Source organism: Halovenus halobia (assembly GCF_051414135.1).
Classification (GTDB): Archaea; Halobacteriota; Halobacteria; order Halobacteriales; family Haloarculaceae; genus Halovenus; species Halovenus halobia.
In genome coordinates this window covers 212,967-229,273 of record NZ_JBLKOA010000003.1, presented here as the reverse complement: position 1 = coordinate 229,273, position 16,307 = coordinate 212,967, and the positions used below count along the sequence as shown (strand labels likewise).

The following is a 16,307-nucleotide window of genomic DNA, read 5'->3' as shown; positions in this document are numbered from 1 at the left end:
TGTTGGCGGGCCGCGTATAAGTCAGTGTTCAAGACTCGACTGACTCGATTCCCGAGAGGACGAGCGAAAACCCACTGTCTTGCTGTTCGACAGTGACGGTCCACTCCTGGGCCCGCGCCAGCGCTCGAATGTTTGGCCCGTACATCCCCGCCTCGGCGTGGGGCACCGCCTCCCCGTATTTGAGAAAGCCGTCGTTGTCGAACGCTGGCATGCCTGTGACGGTGTAGGTGAGGGTGATCGACCCGTCAGCGACACTGATTTCCAGTTGCTCCGCCTCGACTTCGGCACCGAGTTCCATCGCGTTCTGGAGGAGTTCTCTTGTTCGGGTTCTGTCTGCCCGAATCTGCCTCTCTGTCTCGACGGAGGCAGTCAGTGGTGTCGACGCCACCGTTTTCCGCGCGTCGTCGAGAATGTGAGCGAGCCAGACAGACTCCATTTCCGTCGTCACCTGGCTGAGTCGAGCGAGCGTGCTCAGGTCGTCGACGATATCGATCATCCGGTTGTTCGCTCCTCGAATTCGGTCGAGCATCTGCTCGGCGTCGTCTCCCTCACCGTCTGCGAGTGCGTCCGAAAGCAGTGTCACGTTCGAACTCGCGATTGTTAGCGTGTTTCGAAGCTCGTGTGCAACCGCCTCGGAAAACCCCTCTAACTGTTCTGATTGGCGCTTGAGTTCACGCCGCTGTGTCTCGACTTTCGTGACGTTGCTCACGACCAGCGCAGAGGCCGCCATATCCGGCCCAATTGCCAGCGGCGTCCGGTTCAACAGGTAATACAGCGTCTCGCCGTCGCGGTTGATGGCGAGAATCCGCGAGTCGCCCTCCGTGTCTGCCTGTGCACCGCCGTCGGTTGCCAACGACGAGTCAATCTCGTTCAGTGGACACCCCGACCGGACCGCCGGGAACAGTTCCTGTGCAGACTCGTTGAAATCACGAACCAGTCCGGACTCGTCGACGATAAGGACACCTTCGTTGATCTGGTCGAGGAGCTGTGTTTCTGCAGACCAGCGGACCTCCTCGAACTGCTCGTCAGCGAGCACGAGTGTTCCGAGTGCAAACATCGCAACGCCAATCGGCTCGTAACTATTTGCGACCAGCGCCGACACGCCGAGTTCGCCGAGCAGATTCAACAGGACCGGTGCGACCGTGAGGCTCGCGAGCGCTGCGAGTCCTCGTGTCGGGATGTCTGAGTTCCTGAACAGCTCGAAGAGCATGTAGAAGCCAATCGCGACGGCTGAGTAGGCAAGCACCTCAACGGCGGCGTGTAACTCGAACAGTTGCGGGTTCGCGTGTGGAAACGGTGTCTCCACCCGCTGGATATCGAAATACTGCCGGTGAACTGGATTCGTCAGTTTGAGCGCAACGACCGACAGAAAGACTGCGAGGACACCGCGGCGGTACCGCGGCGTCCGGTGGTACTCGTGGCCGGCGTAGGCTGAACAGAAGTACAGCCACGCGGAAACTGTCGTCAGCCCCGCGATGAGGGCAGTATAGTAACTGGCGCGGGCGAGTGCAAGCGGCGGGTTGAGGAACAACACGAGTTGGCCGGCCGCCCACAACGCCGAGGCCACGAACAACCCGTATAGTCCGTATCGAATCTCAGTGCTGGCCAGTTGGCGCACCCAGACCAACGCGGCGAGACAGCTCCCTGTCACGAGGGCAAACACGGCAACGTGGGCAACCTGGAGGAGTTCGGACATTCGTTATCGGGGCCCCTGGTCTGGCTCGCGCAGTCGTTCTCTCGGCTTGACACGAGCGTTTGCGGCCGCTGAGGCGATACACGAGCATTAGTATCAAGCGTCTTTACTCCTCGGGCTGCGGGAGCGTCCGGTGTCCTTACGGGCAACGGCCGCAACGGTATACCCATGACCGACGCCGAAGCCCTCGCCGACCGACTCCAGAGCGGGGACCTCCGACTGTACGAACTCGACGACCACACCGACCCCGAAACCGCAGCAACGGCCCGACGGCTCTACGTCCAGCGCGAAACTGGCGCGACGCTCGACACCATCGGAGAGTATTCCTTCGACGCTGCCACTGCCGAACCCAACATCGAGAACATGATTGGCGGCGCACAGCTCCCGATGGGGGTTGCTGGCCCAGTTCCAATCGATGGCTCCGGCGCCGACGGTGAGTATTTCCTCCCGCTCGCCACCACTGAAGGGGCGTTGCTGGCGAGTGTCAACCGCGGCCTCTCGGCGATTCGCGCGAGCGGCGGCGCAACTGCACGCGTGACCGACACGGGAATGACCCGTGCGCCGGTCTTTCAGGTGCCGGGCATCGCCGAAGCCGAGACAGTTATCGAGTGGGTCGACGACAACACCGAGACGCTCCGTGAGGCCGCCGAATCGACCACCAGCCACGGTGAACTGCTCGAAATCGATACCTACGTCGTGGGCGACAACGTCTTCCTGCGGTTCATCTACGACACGAAAGACGCGATGGGGATGAACATGGCGACCATCGCAACCCGCGAAGCCAGTGAAATAGTCGAAGCAGAGACGCCAGCGCGACTCGTTGCGCTCTCTGGGAATCTCTGTTCGGACAAGAAACCGGCAGCCATCAACGCTATCGAGGGGCGTGGACGGTCGGTGACTGCCGACGTCGTCATCGACCGTGAACTGGTCGAGGAACGACTCAAGACCACACCCGAGGCGATGGCCGAGGGCAACACCCGCAAGAACCTGATTGGCTCTGCGAAAGCCGCCAGTCTCGGCTTCAACGCCCACGCCGCCAACACTGTCGCCGCGGCCTTCCTCGCGACGGGACAGGACGCTGCACAGGTTGTCGAAGGCGCAAACGCTATCACGACGATGGAGGCCCGCGAGGACGGCCTTTACGCCAGCCTCTCCTTTGCTTCGCTGGAAGTCGGCACCGTCGGCGGCGGCACCGGCCTCGACACACAGCAGGAAGCGCTCGAACTACTGGGACTGCACGGCGGCGGCGACCCCGCCGGTGCGAACGCTGACGGCCTTGCAGAAGTGATTGCAGTCGGCGCGCTTGCCGGCGAACTCTCCTTAGTCGCGGCCTTCTGTTCACGACATCTCTCCAGTGCACACGAAGAACTCGGCCGCTAGACGCGGGTACTCGTTCCCGCCGTCACGTCCACGCCCGGACAGTAGTACCGAACTGGGTCGCTGTCTGGCCTCTCGAAGCCATTCGAGGTAAAGAGCGTATTTGTTTTCACGTCGGCGTCGGCCTCGTAGACCGTCCACGTGTCGTGGTCGACTGACGTGTAGCGCAACTCTCCGCCGGGGGCCTCGGTGTATAGTCGGTACCGTTCGAGCAGGAACTTTGCGAGCGGTCGCTCTGTCGAGGTGAACGACTCGCCGACCGGGCGGTAGGTCGCCTCGTACTCCGCCGGACGAGCGCCGGGGTGGCGACGGCTGCTTTTGAAGTATACGCCATCGTCGTCTGTGGACATCGAGATACGCGCGTAGTAGTACGGCAGCGACTGGGTGAGGCGTGCGCCAATCACACCCGGCAGTCCCTCGGCGTCGAGGCTGAAGAAGTACACTCCCGGCACGCCGTTGTGGGTGACGTAGGTCCGGAGATTAAGTTCCGGCAGCGGCACGCCCGCCCACGCTGGGAGGCCCTTCGGTCGAACGTCAATATTCGTGAATGGCACGACCGAGAGATACGCGTTTCCTTCGAAGGTATCCACGTCGAGTCCGTCGGGCAGGTGCGCCGCGACTATCTCCGGGTCGACCGGGTAGTTCTCGAAGAGCAACTGCCGCCAGCCCATCGCAAGGTCGACAACCATACACGAGAGTTGGGTTTCGTCGCTGAAAACTCTCCTGATGAATCCTATGACCGATTTATGTAGGTGTACTCAAAATGATGAACTGTTACGATAGCTATAATTACAGACGGCAGTGCAAGATATAGCACATCTGTACAGCACTCAACGAGCCTTGTTTCCACGCGATAACCTGTGATTCACTCGCTCGTAACATTGCTAACAATGCCGAGCTGAGTGTGTTTCTCTCTCGCGTTTAATCAGTGTCGCATATAATTGTTCGAAGGGAACTGAGGAGTTCAGGGTGCTTCTCAGGAAGTGTCTTCATTAGCTGATGTGCCTGAAGATGACAATCGTTGCAAAGCGTAACGAGATTCTCCGGCTTGTTTGGACCACCTGCTGCAAACGGGATAAGATGATGTAGCTGGAACTCAGCTCCATCCTCATCTCTCGGTGTAACTTCGATTCCACACCGCTGACATCGATTATTATCCCGTTCGAGAACAGCGTGACGAGTCGATTGAACGATAGTCCGTGACTCCGCGATACTCTCTCCATGTTCTCTCATGTGGTGGGCTTTCATATCGACTTCACGTGCAAAATCAGCGCGCCCACACGTCGGGCATTTGCGTGGATTATCCTCTTCAACGAGGCTCACTCCATGCTCTCTCGTGTGGTGGGCCTTCATATCGACCTCACGAGCAAAATCAGTCCGTCCACAGGTGGGGCATTTGTGAGTTACCATACTAGCATCTGTGTGTAATCGCGCACCGTACTATAGTATCGGATTTTGCGCTCGTCACAGATTGGACTCGTTCTGTGCTACCCACGTTATCCCTCGATTCTTATATAAAAACTCGTAAAGAATATACGCCTTCCATCTTGCACCGGTATTTGACGAGACTCCGACAGACAGACTGTGCGGAGGCCTCTATGACACGCTCATTTCAGCTACTCCAGACGGAACGCTGGGCCGTCGTCGGTGTCATGCACCTCGACGCCGAGCGCTTCGATGTCGTCGCGCAACTGGTCGGCGCGCTCGTAGTTGCCGGCCTCGCGTTCTTCTTCCCGAACCCGGAGGATGAGTTCGACGAGTTCGTCAGCGAGTTCGACGGTGCCCTCACCCTCGTTGCCGAGTGTGAGTCCGAGCACGCCGCCGCCGAACTCCTCGTAGGTTTCGAGGGCTTCGCGCAAGCCGACGTAGTCGTACTCCGAACTCTCGTCGAGGTGGGCGTTGACCGCGGCGGTCAACTCCCGCAGACTCGCTAACGCAGCACGCGTGTTGAAATCGTCGTTCATCGCCGCCTCGAACTCCTCGCGGGCCGTCTCGACGGCTTCCCGTAGCTTGTCGTCCTCGATTTTCGTGCGGGCGTCGGTGCTGTCCAGTGCCTCCCGTGCGCGCTCGTAGCCGCGCTCCAGGCGCTCGAAGCGAGCCTCAGCCTCGCCGACCGTCTCCGAACTGTAGGTGGCAGGGCTGTGATAGGCCGTCGACAGGAGGAAGGTTCGGACGACGTTGGGGCCGTAGCGTTCGATTGCTTCACTGACCGTCTCGAAGTTGCCCAGCGAGGATGACATCTTCTCGTCGTCGGGGGCGTCGAGCAGGCGAACGTGCAGCCAGTAGTTGGCGAACGATTGGCCCGTCGCGGCCTCGCTCTGGGCAATCTCGTTTTCGTGATGCGGGAAGACCAGGTCTTGCCCGCCGACGTGGATGTCGATAGTCTCATCGAGGTGGGTCATGCTCATCGCCGAGCACTCGATATGCCAGCCCGGTCGGCCCTCGCCCCACGGTGAGTCCCACGTCTGGGCCCTCTCGCAGGCCTGCTCTGCTGGTGCGGCCTCATCGTGGCGGTGGTCGGCAATCGCGTCGGGGTCGACGCCGCCAGCCTTCCACAGCGCGAAGTCTGCCGGATTGCGTTTTTCGGACTGCTCGTCTGGACTGCCCTGTGCTTCCATCTCGTCGACGTCCTGGTTCGAGAGTTTGCCGTACTCCTCGAAACTAGTTACGTCGAAGTAGACCGAACCGTTGGCTTCGTAGGCGTAGCCGCGCTCAATCAGGCGCTCGACGAGGTCGATAATCTCGGGGACGTGCTCGGAGACGCGGGGGTAGACTTCCGCTCGCTCGAGGTTCAGCGAGCGCATGTCTTCGATAACCGACCGGATGTACGTCTCTGCAACGTCTGCTTCGCTGTCACCATCCTCACCGACGCGGGCGACAATCTTCTCGTTAACATCGGTAAAGTTCTCGACGTGACGAACGTCGTAGCCCAGCCACTCCAGCCAGCGGTGCATCACGTCGACGTGGACCCACCCGCGAGCGTGGCCGAGATGTGCCGGGTCCGACGTCGTCAGCCCACAGTAATACAGCAAGACAGCGTCGGGGTCGGCTGGCTCGAACGGCTCGCGCTCGCCGGACAGAGAGTTCGTCACTCGCAGCGTCATTGGCGGTACTACCGCGGGATATCGTTTCAACGCTGTGGTCTCCGACCGCGTCCTCTCCGAGACGGGTCGGCGGTTCCGAAACGAGAAGACAGCGTATCACTCGAAAATGGAGATATACTCTTACTATTTATAGAGAAAAATTTAACCATAGATAGGTTGAAAAGGAATGTATATGGGAGTCAATGCGTGGTTGGAGGAGCAATCATTCCGTGGACAAGCACTGATCGGCGCGGTCCTCGTTGCGATTCTCACGTTCGCGCTGAACTATTCGTCGGGGCCAGTTGTGGCGGCGGGCACGGCGATCATTTCTGGGACTGTCATGGGCGGTGCGTATTATCTCGGACTCCGGGTATTCACGAGTGATCAGCCGAACTCCTCCTGAAGCGTCTGCCGCAGGTCGTAGAGATTCGCAACGACTCCGCAGACGACGATCAGAACGAGCGCAACGAAGAAGGCGACCAATCCAGCGGTACTCTTGAAGAGTCGCTCGGGCACGGTGAAAGCGAGTGCCAGCACACCCATGCAGACGACGGCGACACCGACAACGAGCGCCGCACCGTATCCTCGGAGAGAGGGTCGAGTTGGCATATGTTCTCACAGCCATCCGAAAGTGAAAAATTTTTGGTATAATCGCAGAAAATATATCAATCATTCTGTCTTTTAGCAACCAACCACCGACATTCTCACGAGGGTAAAAATCCATAGCTCGTTCACAAAGGTTTATTATGGACGTTTCCGTTGTATGAGTCGCCATGTCTAGTGGAGAGGTAACACACGACTATATCGTGGTCGGGGCGGGATCGGCCGGTTGTGCGATGGCGCATCGCCTGACTGAGGAGGGGGCGAGCGTTCTGCTACTCGAAGCGGGGGAACCGGACGAGAAAGAGGAGATTCACGTGCCGGCGATGTTCCCGCATCTGATGAAAAGCGAGGTCGACTGGGATTACACCACGACGCCACAGGATGAGATGAACGGCCGGGAGTTGTACTGGCCACGCGGCAAGACCATGGGGGGGTCGAGTTCTATCAACGCGATGATTTACATCCGCGGTGTCCCACACGACTACGACACATGGGCCAAACGCGGCAACGAGGGCTGGAGCTACGACGATATGCTGCCGTACTTCAAGCAGGCCGAACACTTCGAGCCCGGCGACTCGGAGTACCACGGCCAGGGGGGGCCGCTGAACGTCGCCGGCGCCGCCGACCCACACCCCGTCTCCGAGGCGATGGTCGACGCCGCCGCCGAGTACGGCATCCCGCGCAACGACGACTTCAACGGCGAACAACAGGAGGGAACGGGACTGTACCACGTCACCCAGGAGGACGGGAAGCGCTGTAGCGCCGCCAAGGCGTATATCACTCCGATTCTCGACCGCGACAATCTGACCGTCGAGACGGGCGCGCAGGTGACACAGATTCGCTTCGACGGCGACCAGGCAACTGGCGTCACCTACGAACAGGACGGAACCGAACACCGCGCCGACGCCGACGCGGAGGTCATCGTCTCCGGAGGCGCGGTCAACTCTCCGCAACTGCTCATGCTGTCGGGTGTCGGGCCGGCCGACCACCTGCAAGAGCACGGTATCGACGTGGTGGCTGACCTGCCCGGTGTCGGGCAAAATCTGCAGGACCACCTCTTCGGGTTCGTCGTCTACGAGCGCACCAAAGGCGGCGAGCCTGCGCCGTCGACCAACATCGGCGAAGCCGGTGGGTTCACCTACGTCGACGAGAGCGAACCCGCGCCGGACCTGCAGTTTCACTTCGCGCCGATGTACTTCATGGAGCACGGCTTCGCCAATCCCGAGGAGGGGCAGGGCTTCTCCATCGGCGCAACCCAACTCCGCCCGGAGAGCCGAGGGTACATCGAACTCGCCTCCGACGACCCCTTCGATCATCCGGTCATCGAGCCGAACTACTTCTCCGAGCAGAAGGACCTCGATGTCATCGTCGAGGGTGTCAAACAGGCTCGCGAAATCGCCCAGCAGGACGCGCTGGACGACTGGCGCGGCGAGGAAGTCTGGCCGGGCGAGGATGTCCAGACTGACGCGGAAATCGAGGAACACGTCCGCGAGACGGGCCACACCGTCTACCACCCCGTTGGGACGTGCAAGATGGGCGACGACGATATGGCAGTCGTCGACGACGAACTCCGGGTCCACGGCGTCTCGAACCTGCGGGTGGTCGACGCCTCGGTGATGCCGACGATTTCCAGCGGCAACACCAACGCCCCGACCATCGCCGTCGCAGAGAAGGCCGCCGAACTCATCACCGAAGAACGAGCAGTCACCGCCGACGACTGAGCGCTCCTCGCCGCCGAATCTCCTTATCTTTCTTGCTCGAACAGCGCGTAGTGCAAGATTGCGGTCGCCGTTCGACCGTCTTCGAGTTCGCCGGCTCTGACCGCGCTGACGAGGTCCTCAAATCCCGCTGTCGATACCTCGATTGTCTCGTTATCGTCGAGTGACTGCTCGCCGGTTCGTTCGCAGTCCTCGGCGACGAAGTAGTGAAAGTACGCGTCAGAAAAGCCGTTTGCTGGCTCGAAGCCACCGAGATACGACATCTCGCCGGCTTCGTAGCCCGTCTCCTCGCGCAGTTCGCGACGCGCTCCCTGCTCGCGGTCCTCGTCGGGTTCGAGACTTCCTGCGGGGAGGCCGCGGTTCGTTCGCTTGACGGCGTGGCGCCACTCGTCGATGACGACCACATTGCCATCCGTAGTAAATGGGAGAATCACCGCGCTCTCGCCTTCGGTCAGGTAGTCGAAATCTGTCTCCGTGCCGTCTGGGAGTTCGACCGTTTCGTTGACGATATCGAAGCCCGGACAGCTGTACGCCGTGTGCTCGTCGAGCGTCTTCCAGCGGTCGACCATACCACGACTCGGGCTGGCAAGCAGAAAGCACCCACGGCCCCGGCCCGAACCGCGCCGATTATTTCTCTCCGGCGACTGATTCCAGTGTGACCGACTGGCCGCCGATTGACCCGACTGACGCGACTGCCGTTGCCGACCAGCGAGACGAACTCGTTGCCGCGGTGACAGACCACGCGGGGCAGATTGCCTACCAGCTCGCCCGGCTGGAGGGTGGCGACTACGGCCAGGCCACCATCGAGACTGACCGGGCCGAGTGGACGGTCAAGTACGAGGCAGGTGACCTCTCGTATCTCCGCTTCGACCCGGAACGCGGCAACGAGGTGTACGTCGTCTCGACACAGCAGCCAGCAGAGCCCGAACCGCTCGCCGACGCAATGGCCGATTACAGCGCCTTCGTTGCCGGATTCAACGACTACGTCGACTCACTCGACGGCATCCTCGACGATGTCTCGACTGACTTTCCGGATGTCGCGTCCACCGACAGCGCCGTCGCAGAGCGTGACCGCGTGCTGGATAGCATCCACGACGTCTGCGACCGCATGGCCCGGGAACTCCAGCGCTACGAGGGCGGCGACTACGGCACCTTCACGACCCGCGTTGCCGGCAGGCGCTGGGAACTCAACTGGGACCGTGACGGGGTCTCCTACCTTCGCGTCGGCGGGGAGAACGGGCTCTATCTCCTCTCGCAGTACCAGCCACCGTCCGCCGACGATATTCGCGAGCGTGCACCCGACTTCCCGAAATTTGTCCGTGCCTACAACGAGGAGATTGCCGAGCTAGAGGAGAGTCTCGAACGGATCGAACTGTGACGCTCCCAGTGCCCACGTAAGGATGAGTTTTTCACCACGGACCGCAGAGACAGGGGTAATGAGCACTCGCGGGGAAACCCTCCGGATCGCCACGCGTGGGTCGTCGTTGGCCCGACGCCAGGCGGCGATGATCGACGAACAACTCACACAGCGCCGGTTCACGGTCGAACTCGTCGAAGTCGAGACCACCGGCGACCAGATTCAGGACGAACTCATCCACCGACTGGGCACCACTGGTGCGTTCGTCCGCAGTCTCGATGAGAAGGTCATGGCTGGCGACGTCGACGCTGCCGTCCACTCGATGAAAGATATGCCGACCGAACAGCCCGACAACCTGGTCGTCGCGGGCACGCCCGAGCGCGGCCCTGCTGGCGACGTTCTCGTCACACCCGACGGTCGTGGCCTCGATGACCTACCCGACGGCGCGACCGTTGGCACGTCGAGTCTCCGGCGGAAGGCCCAACTCCTCGCCGAGCGGCCCGACCTGACCATCGAGCCACTGCGGGGCAACGTCGACACGCGCGTCCAGAAACTGCTCGCGCCCAGCCTGCAGCGCGAACACGAGGCTCGCCTTGACGCTGCAGACGCCGCAGACGAGGAGGCTGAAGAGCACGAAGCGGAGTACGACCAGACGCCCGACGAGTGGTTCGACAACCTGACGGAACTGCAACGGCAGGCGCTGGGGCGAGAGGTTAACCCTGAGTACGACGCTATCTGTCTGGCGGAAGCCGGTCTCGACCGCAGTAATCTGCTGTCGCTCGTGGAGTACGAGCGACTCGACCCGACGACAATCGTGCCCGCGCCAGCACAGGGGACGATTGCCGTTACCGCACTCGACGACGACCTCGCAGCGCGACTCAACGACGTACTCGACCACCCACATACCCGCGTCGAGACGACCGTCGAACGGTCGATTCTGGCCGAACTCGGTGGTGGCTGTGTTGCGCCGGTCGGTATCCATGCTCGCTTGCAGGGCGAATACGTCAACACGGCAGTCCGCGTGCTGTCACAGGACGGGACCGAGGAGGTCCGGGCCAGCCGCGAAATCCCCGTCGGAACGCACGCCGAGGCCGCCCGCGAGTTTGCCCGTGACCTGGCCGACCAGGGTGCCAAAGAACTGATCGAACAGGCACGCCGAGACGAACCCGACGACCCGAAACGAGAATGACTGAGCCAGCCGACACCGCTGATGGAATGGTCTACCTCGTCGGGGCCGGCCCCGGCGACCCGGAACTGCTGACCGTCAAGGCAAAACGACTGCTCGAAAACGGTGATGTTGTTCTCCATGATAAACTCTCGGGACCAAACATCTTGGACCAGATCGACGCCGACCGGCTGGAAGATGTCGGCACCCGCGGTCACGGCGACACCACGCCACAATCGTACGTCAACGAGCGAATGGTCGAACTCGCTCGGGAGGGCAAGACGGTGGTTCGACTCAAGGGCGGCGACCCGACTGTCTTCGGCCGCGGCGGCGAGGAGATGCGCTATCTCGCCGACCATGGCGTCCCCTTCGAGGTAGTGCCAGCGATCACCTCCGCCATCGCCGGCCCGGAGGTTGCCGGTATTCCCGTTACCGACCGCAATCACGCCTCGACAGTCTCGATTGTCACAGGCCACGAAGACCCCGAGAAAGCGGAGTCCGCGGTGGACTGGGAAGCGCTGGCCAACACTGGGGGCACCATCGTTGTCCTGATGGGTGTGACGCGACTGCCTGATTACACCAACTCGCTGGTCGACGCAGGACTGGCACCTGAGACTCCTGTCGCGATGGTCGAGCGGGCAACCTGGCCGGACCAGCAGGTTGTTACCGGGACCCTCGACAGTATCGTTGGGGCTGCGGACGACGCTGGTATCGAACCGCCCGCGATTACGGTCATCGGCGAGGTGGCCGGCACTCGCGACACCGCCCTCGAATTTCTCGCAACAACTTATGAGTGACCCAACTGTTGCCGTGTTCCGACCGGACGACGAGCGTCTCGACAGTGCTGTCGAACTACTCTCAGAGCTTGGTGTCGACCCACTGCCAGACCCGATGCTTGCTGTCGAACCGACCGGCGCACAGCCCCGAACCGACGCCGAGTACACAGTCCTGACGAGCAAGACTGGCGTCGAACTGCTCGCCGAGGACTGGCGAACTGACGGACAACTCTGTGCAATCGGCGAATCGACTGCCGACGCTTTGCGGGAGGCTGGCTATTCCGTCGACATCGTCCCCGAGGAGTACACCTCGAGTGGACTCGTCACGGCGCTTGCAGACGTGGCCGAAGGCCGGCGGGTCGAGGTGGCTCGCAGCGACCACGGCAGCGCAGTGCTGCTCGATGGCCTCGAAGCCGCCGGTGCGTACGTCCACGAGACAGTGCTGTACGAACTCCGCCGACCACCGGACTCCGGCGAAGCGGCCGCGGCGGCGGCCGAGGGGACGCTCGACGCCGCACTGTTTACGTCGTCACTAACAATCGAGAATTTCCTTGCGGCAGCAAGCGAGTCTGGCCACGAGACGGCGGCCCGCGACGGATTGAACGACGCGCTCGTTGCCGTCATTGGCCCACCGACCGCCGAAACGGCCGCCGACGCTGGTATCGATGTGGACCTCGTCGCGTCGGAAGCGGATTTTGAGACGTTAGCACGAGAGGCGGTTGACCGTTTACAACCCTGACCGTAATTGTGGCGCTATTTGTAAGCAGTCGGAAACTTTTTGTAGTATAACCAATATATTTCTGTAGACATGGAACAGAATATCGATAGACGAACGGCCCTCAAGCTCGGCGGCGCCGCTACAGTAGCTGCGGTAGCTGGCTGTAGCAACCCGATCAACGGCGGTGGAGACGGCGACGGCTCGGGCGCTGGGTCGTACTCGCAGTATCTCGCGGTTCAGAACAATCAGGTCTTCTTTGCCTACGCCGACTTTCAGGCGCTGGAAGAACTCGACTCGGGCAATCAGGACGACGGCAGTGGCGGCCAGATGCCGAACCTCGAAGACCCGATGCTCGCGCCGGCGACAGGCGTCTTCCTGATCGCCTTCTCTGCTGGCTTCCAGCTGGGCGCGCTCGGTCTCGGTGGGCTCCTCCAGACTGACAGCGAGTCCAACCTCAACTCGTCGGGCGAAGAGGTTCTCATCGCAAACTCGGCGTTGGTCGTTACTGGTGAGATGGACACCGACGAAATCAGCAGCACGCTCACCGAATCGGGCGACCAGTCGTTCAAAACGCAGTACGAACAGACCGGCGAAACCGGCGGCTACACGCTCTACGAGCCAGCCGAATTGTCGGCCTCGGGCAGCAGTGGCTCGGTGGTCGCTGTCAACGACGGTGAACTGATCTCTGCACAAAATCAGAGTAATGTCGAGGCAGTTATCGACGCCATCGACGGCTCCGGGCGTGCTGCCGACGAGTTTGACGAGTTCAGCTGGCTGCTCAACAACGGCGGCAACGGCGTGCTTGCCCTCGGCGGCTACGGTCCCGATGGCTACTCGAGTCCTGGTTCCGACTCCGGCTCCGGCGGCTCGGATACCGAATTCGAGTTTGTCAACAACAGCGGCGGATTCGTCGGCTCGATGACCTTCGACGGTGACAACCTCAACTCGGTCATCGCCGCCAGTTCGGACCAAATTACCGAGGACCAGCAGGGCAACATCGAATCCGAGTTCCAGAGCGACCGGACGGACGTCTCTGTCGACTTCAAAGGTAACGGCCGCCTCGTCGCGGAGGCAACCTACAGTCGTGACGTGCTGCAGGGCAGTTCGGACAGTTCCTGAACTACCCGAGAAATCGTCGTATCGTTGCGGTGACCGTTTTCGGCTGTTCGAGCTGTGGCCAGTGACCAGTCTCGCCGAATCGCTCGATCTGACAGTCTGGCACCCACTCCGTCAGTCCCGACAACAGTTCCTCTCCGAGTAGTGGGTCCTCGACGCCCCAGCAGACCAGCGTGGGGACCGAGACGGTTCCGTCACGTCGTGTTCTGCCGGGTAGCAGCGACCGCAGCTCTCCTTCGACCGTCTCACGGCCCATGGCCCGGTAGTAGTTGACTGGCCCGGTTAGACTGCCAGCACGCTCGAGTGCCTCCCTGTACCGCGCTTTTGTCTCCGCCGAGAAGACTGACGGGTCGACCGCTCCGGCCGCAATCTCATCGACGAGTCGGGTCCGCCCCGCCCACAGCAGCCGTTCCGGTACCCACGGGAGCTGTGCGGCGAAGACGTACCACGACCGCAGCAACTGCCGCGGCGACTGGCGGAGCTGTTGGCGGTAGCGGTCCGGGTGTGGCGCGTTCAGCACGGCGAGTTGACGCACAATCTCTGGTTCACGAATCGCAAGCTCCCAGCCGACCAGTCCGCCCCAGTCGTGGCCGACCACTGCGGCCCTCGCCGCGCCCTGTGCCTCGATCAGTTCTCGCACGTCAGCGACGAGTTCCGCTGGTCGATAGCTGTCGACACCGTCGGGCTGGTCCGTGCGGTTGTAACCCCGAAGATCCGGCGCGACCACGCGATAGCCAGCTTCAGCAAGCGGTTCGAGCTGGCTGTGCCAGGCGTACCAGTGCTCGGGAAAGCCGTGCAACAGAACGACCAGCGGTGCCGACCCCGTGGGGTGGTCGACCGACTCCGGGGTGGGGTCGACGGAGACGTAGTGCATGGTGACCCCGTTGACGCGGGCGGTCTCGTGTCGCCAGTTCTCGGGGTCGTCGGGATGGCGAAACTCAGCGTGACCCATCAAAATGCCTGTAGCGCGTCCAGCCGGTCGGCTGCTCTCCCGTCATCGATGACTCCCCGAGCGCGGGTCAGCCCCGCATCGAGTGTTTCGACTTCGCTGCCGGCGTAGAGTCGTACTGCTGCGTTCAACGCGATGGCGTCAGCGAACGCATCTTCACGGTCACCGGCGAGCACTTCCCGGGTGATCCGCGCCGAATCTACGGCCACGTCGTCGACGGCCAGTTCTTCGCGCTCGAAGTCCATCCCGTACGCTGCTGTCTCGATCTCGAAGTCATCGAACTCGCCGTCGTACTCGGCGACGACAGTCGAGCCCGGCCGGATGTCGTCGTAGCCTTCCAGCCCCTGAAACATGATGACGCGGGGAACATCCTGTGCGGTCATCTCCTGGAATGTGTCGACGATTCGCTTCGCAAAAGAAAGGTGGTAGAAACTACCGAGATGGACGTCTGCGTCCGCTGGATTCGCCAGCGTCTCGACCGTGTTGAGGTAGGTTCGGACGCCCATCTCCGCCCGGCGGTCGTAGAGGTCGTCCACCTCGGGATTGAACCGGGGTTGGTAGTAGAATCCAAAGCCAACCTCGTCGGTCATCGCCGCACTCTCGGCGGGCCTGAGGTCGGTCTGGACGCCGAGTTCGTCGAGAGCGTGTTTGTAGGCGTCTCCTTCCTGTGTCGGCACCCGGTCGCCGCTGTGAGTGACGACTGGTGTTCCGGCCGCAGCAGCGACGAGTCCGGCAGCGACACCGAGTAGCGCCGTGCTGTGTTTCCCGTCGTAGTTTGCGCCACAGTCGACTGGGTCACACTCCGGCGTTGCCGTCTCGACGGATTGCTCGCGTATCACGTCACTGAACGCAGCCAGTTCTGTCGGCGTGTTGCGTTTCCAGCGATTCGCCAGCCAGAACGCACCCAGCGTCGTCTCGTCGGGTTCTTGTTCGAGAATCCGCTCCATCGACTCTCGTGCCTGCTCGCGGTTCATGTCCTCGGCGGATTTGTGTCCGGAGCCGACAACCTCGGTCATTAGCCGGCCCAGCGGCCAGTCGCCTGTCGAACGCTCGCTCATACCCACCCTAGGGAAAGCCCAGTCTAAATGGTTGCGAGGCCAGTTGCATGGCTGTGCTACCCGGAAACCTTTTCTCTTCGCTGGCCACTAGACATACCAGAATGAGTGCGACCGAGCCTGCGACGATACTGGTCGTCGACGACGAGCCAGATGTGGCAGACGCGTACGCGGCCCAACTCGAGAGTGAGTACATCGTGTCGACAGCGTATGGAGGACAGGAAGCACTCGACAATATCGACGACGCTGTGGACGTCGTCCTTCTGGACCGGCGTATGCCCGGCATTTCTGGCGACGAGGTGCTGGCGAAGATTCGCGAACGCGACCTGCAGATCCGCGTCGCGATGGTCACAGCAGTCGACCCTGACTTCGACATCATCGAGATGCCCTTTGACGATTACGTCATCAAACCTGTCTCCCGTGATGACCTCTTCGAGACAATCGACCGGCTGCTGGCCTGTTCAGACTACGAGCAGAAGCTCCGGCGATACTACGCGCTGGCGGCGAAACACGCGACACTGGCTGCGAACAAACCCGAGTCGGAACTGCAAAACAGCGAGCAGTTCCAGCAACTTGAAGCCGAGATGAACGAGACCCGCGACGCCCTGGACGACACCATCTCCGAGTTCGACGATGACGACTTCGCCGCCGCGTTCCGGGACCTTGACCAAGAGACCGGCACTCCGACCGAATAACG

17 protein-coding genes are annotated in these 16,307 nt (G+C 61.5%); 9 read left to right on the top strand and 8 right to left on the bottom strand.

Annotated elements, in window-relative coordinates:
- Positions 1-28: 28 nt before the first annotated feature.
- On the bottom strand, positions 29-1,696 hold the full coding sequence (locus ACMGFM_RS10310) for a histidine kinase N-terminal 7TM domain-containing protein (RefSeq protein ID WP_436902516.1): 1,668 nt from the start codon (positions 1,694-1,696) through the stop codon (positions 29-31).
- 165 nt (positions 1,697-1,861) lie between these two features.
- On the opposite strand from ACMGFM_RS10310, the gene hmgA reads away from it, so the two are divergent.
- The gene (gene hmgA / locus ACMGFM_RS10305) at positions 1,862-3,073 is read left to right on the top strand and encodes a hydroxymethylglutaryl-CoA reductase (NADPH) (protein ID WP_436902514.1); all 1,212 of its coding nucleotides are present in this window, start codon (positions 1,862-1,864) and stop codon (positions 3,071-3,073) included.
- Here hmgA and ACMGFM_RS10300 read toward each other — a convergent pair.
- The 3 genes from ACMGFM_RS10300 to cysS all read right to left on the bottom strand — a co-directional run bounded on the left by ACMGFM_RS10300 (position 3,070) and on the right by cysS (position 6,174).
- Entirely contained in the window at positions 3,070-3,759 is a 690-nt protein-coding gene (locus ACMGFM_RS10300; protein ID WP_436902512.1) for a YqjF family protein, read from the bottom strand. The two genes, hmgA and ACMGFM_RS10300, sit on opposite strands and share 4 nt — an antisense overlap.
- Before the next feature lie 232 nt (positions 3,760-3,991).
- Positions 3,992-4,303, bottom strand: a complete 312-nt coding sequence (locus ACMGFM_RS10295; protein ID WP_436902608.1) for an HNH endonuclease — start codon at positions 4,301-4,303, stop codon at positions 3,992-3,994.
- 383 nt (positions 4,304-4,686) lie between these two features.
- On the bottom strand, positions 4,687-6,174 hold the full coding sequence (cysS, locus tag ACMGFM_RS10290; RefSeq protein WP_436902510.1) for a cysteine--tRNA ligase: 1,488 nt from the start codon (positions 6,172-6,174) through the stop codon (positions 4,687-4,689).
- Positions 6,175-6,346: 172 nt separating this feature from the next.
- Here cysS and ACMGFM_RS10285 point away from each other — a divergent pair, with 172 nt between their 5' ends.
- A complete protein-coding gene (locus tag ACMGFM_RS10285) occupies positions 6,347-6,556 on the top strand; it encodes a hypothetical protein (protein WP_436902508.1) in 210 nt (69 codons plus the stop codon).
- On the opposite strand, the gene ACMGFM_RS10280 is transcribed toward ACMGFM_RS10285, so the two are convergent.
- Positions 6,538-6,762 (bottom strand): hypothetical protein, encoded by a 225-nt coding sequence (locus ACMGFM_RS10280; RefSeq protein ID WP_436902506.1) that lies wholly within the window; start codon positions 6,760-6,762, stop codon positions 6,538-6,540. The genes ACMGFM_RS10285 and ACMGFM_RS10280 overlap by 19 nt on opposite strands.
- Before the next feature lie 164 nt (positions 6,763-6,926).
- Between ACMGFM_RS10280 and ACMGFM_RS10275 the strand changes: the two genes are divergently transcribed.
- Positions 6,927-8,477 (top strand): GMC family oxidoreductase, encoded by a 1,551-nt coding sequence (locus ACMGFM_RS10275; RefSeq protein ID WP_436902504.1) that lies wholly within the window; start codon positions 6,927-6,929, stop codon positions 8,475-8,477.
- A gap of 23 nt (positions 8,478-8,500) precedes the next feature.
- Here the strand turns inward: ACMGFM_RS10275 and ACMGFM_RS10270 are convergent, their stop codons facing one another.
- Positions 8,501-9,043, bottom strand: coding sequence for an NUDIX hydrolase (locus tag ACMGFM_RS10270; protein WP_436902502.1), 543 nt, complete (start codon positions 9,041-9,043; stop codon positions 8,501-8,503).
- Positions 9,044-9,129: 86 nt separating this feature from the next.
- Here ACMGFM_RS10270 and ACMGFM_RS10265 point away from each other — a divergent pair, with 86 nt between their 5' ends.
- From ACMGFM_RS10265 to ACMGFM_RS10245, 5 genes are all read left to right on the top strand, one after another.
- Entirely contained in the window at positions 9,130-9,852 is a 723-nt protein-coding gene (locus tag ACMGFM_RS10265; protein ID WP_436902500.1) for a profilin-fold protein, read from the top strand.
- Between the two features lie 58 nt (positions 9,853-9,910).
- Positions 9,911-11,020, top strand: coding sequence for a hydroxymethylbilane synthase (gene hemC / locus ACMGFM_RS10260; RefSeq protein WP_436902498.1), 1,110 nt, complete (start codon positions 9,911-9,913; stop codon positions 11,018-11,020).
- Entirely contained in the window at positions 11,017-11,793 is a 777-nt protein-coding gene (gene cobA / locus ACMGFM_RS10255; protein WP_436902497.1) for a uroporphyrinogen-III C-methyltransferase, read from the top strand. The genes hemC and cobA overlap by 4 nt, the downstream gene beginning before the upstream one ends.
- Positions 11,786-12,511 carry a uroporphyrinogen-III synthase gene (locus tag ACMGFM_RS10250; protein ID WP_436902495.1) on the top strand — a complete coding sequence of 242 codons (726 nt, stop codon included), beginning with the start codon at positions 11,786-11,788 and terminating at the stop codon, positions 12,509-12,511. The genes cobA and ACMGFM_RS10250 overlap by 8 nt, the downstream gene beginning before the upstream one ends.
- Before the next feature lie 69 nt (positions 12,512-12,580).
- Positions 12,581-13,609: a hypothetical protein gene (locus ACMGFM_RS10245; RefSeq protein WP_436902493.1), complete on the top strand. Its 1,029-nt coding sequence runs from the start codon at positions 12,581-12,583 to the stop codon at positions 13,607-13,609.
- Position 13,610: 1 nt separating this feature from the next.
- Here the strand turns inward: ACMGFM_RS10245 and ACMGFM_RS10240 are convergent, their stop codons facing one another.
- Both ACMGFM_RS10240 and ACMGFM_RS10235 read right to left on the bottom strand, forming a co-directional pair.
- A complete protein-coding gene (locus ACMGFM_RS10240; RefSeq protein ID WP_436902491.1) occupies positions 13,611-14,558 on the bottom strand; it encodes an alpha/beta fold hydrolase in 948 nt (315 codons plus the stop codon).
- Positions 14,558-15,613, bottom strand: a complete 1,056-nt coding sequence (locus tag ACMGFM_RS10235) for an anthranilate phosphoribosyltransferase (RefSeq protein WP_436902489.1) — start codon at positions 15,611-15,613, stop codon at positions 14,558-14,560. Before ACMGFM_RS10235 ends, ACMGFM_RS10240 begins: the two co-directional genes overlap by 1 nt.
- A gap of 101 nt (positions 15,614-15,714) precedes the next feature.
- On the opposite strand from ACMGFM_RS10235, the gene ACMGFM_RS10230 reads away from it, so the two are divergent.
- A complete protein-coding gene (locus tag ACMGFM_RS10230) occupies positions 15,715-16,305 on the top strand; it encodes a HalX domain-containing protein (protein WP_436902488.1) in 591 nt (196 codons plus the stop codon).
- Positions 16,306-16,307: the final 2 nt, after the last annotated feature.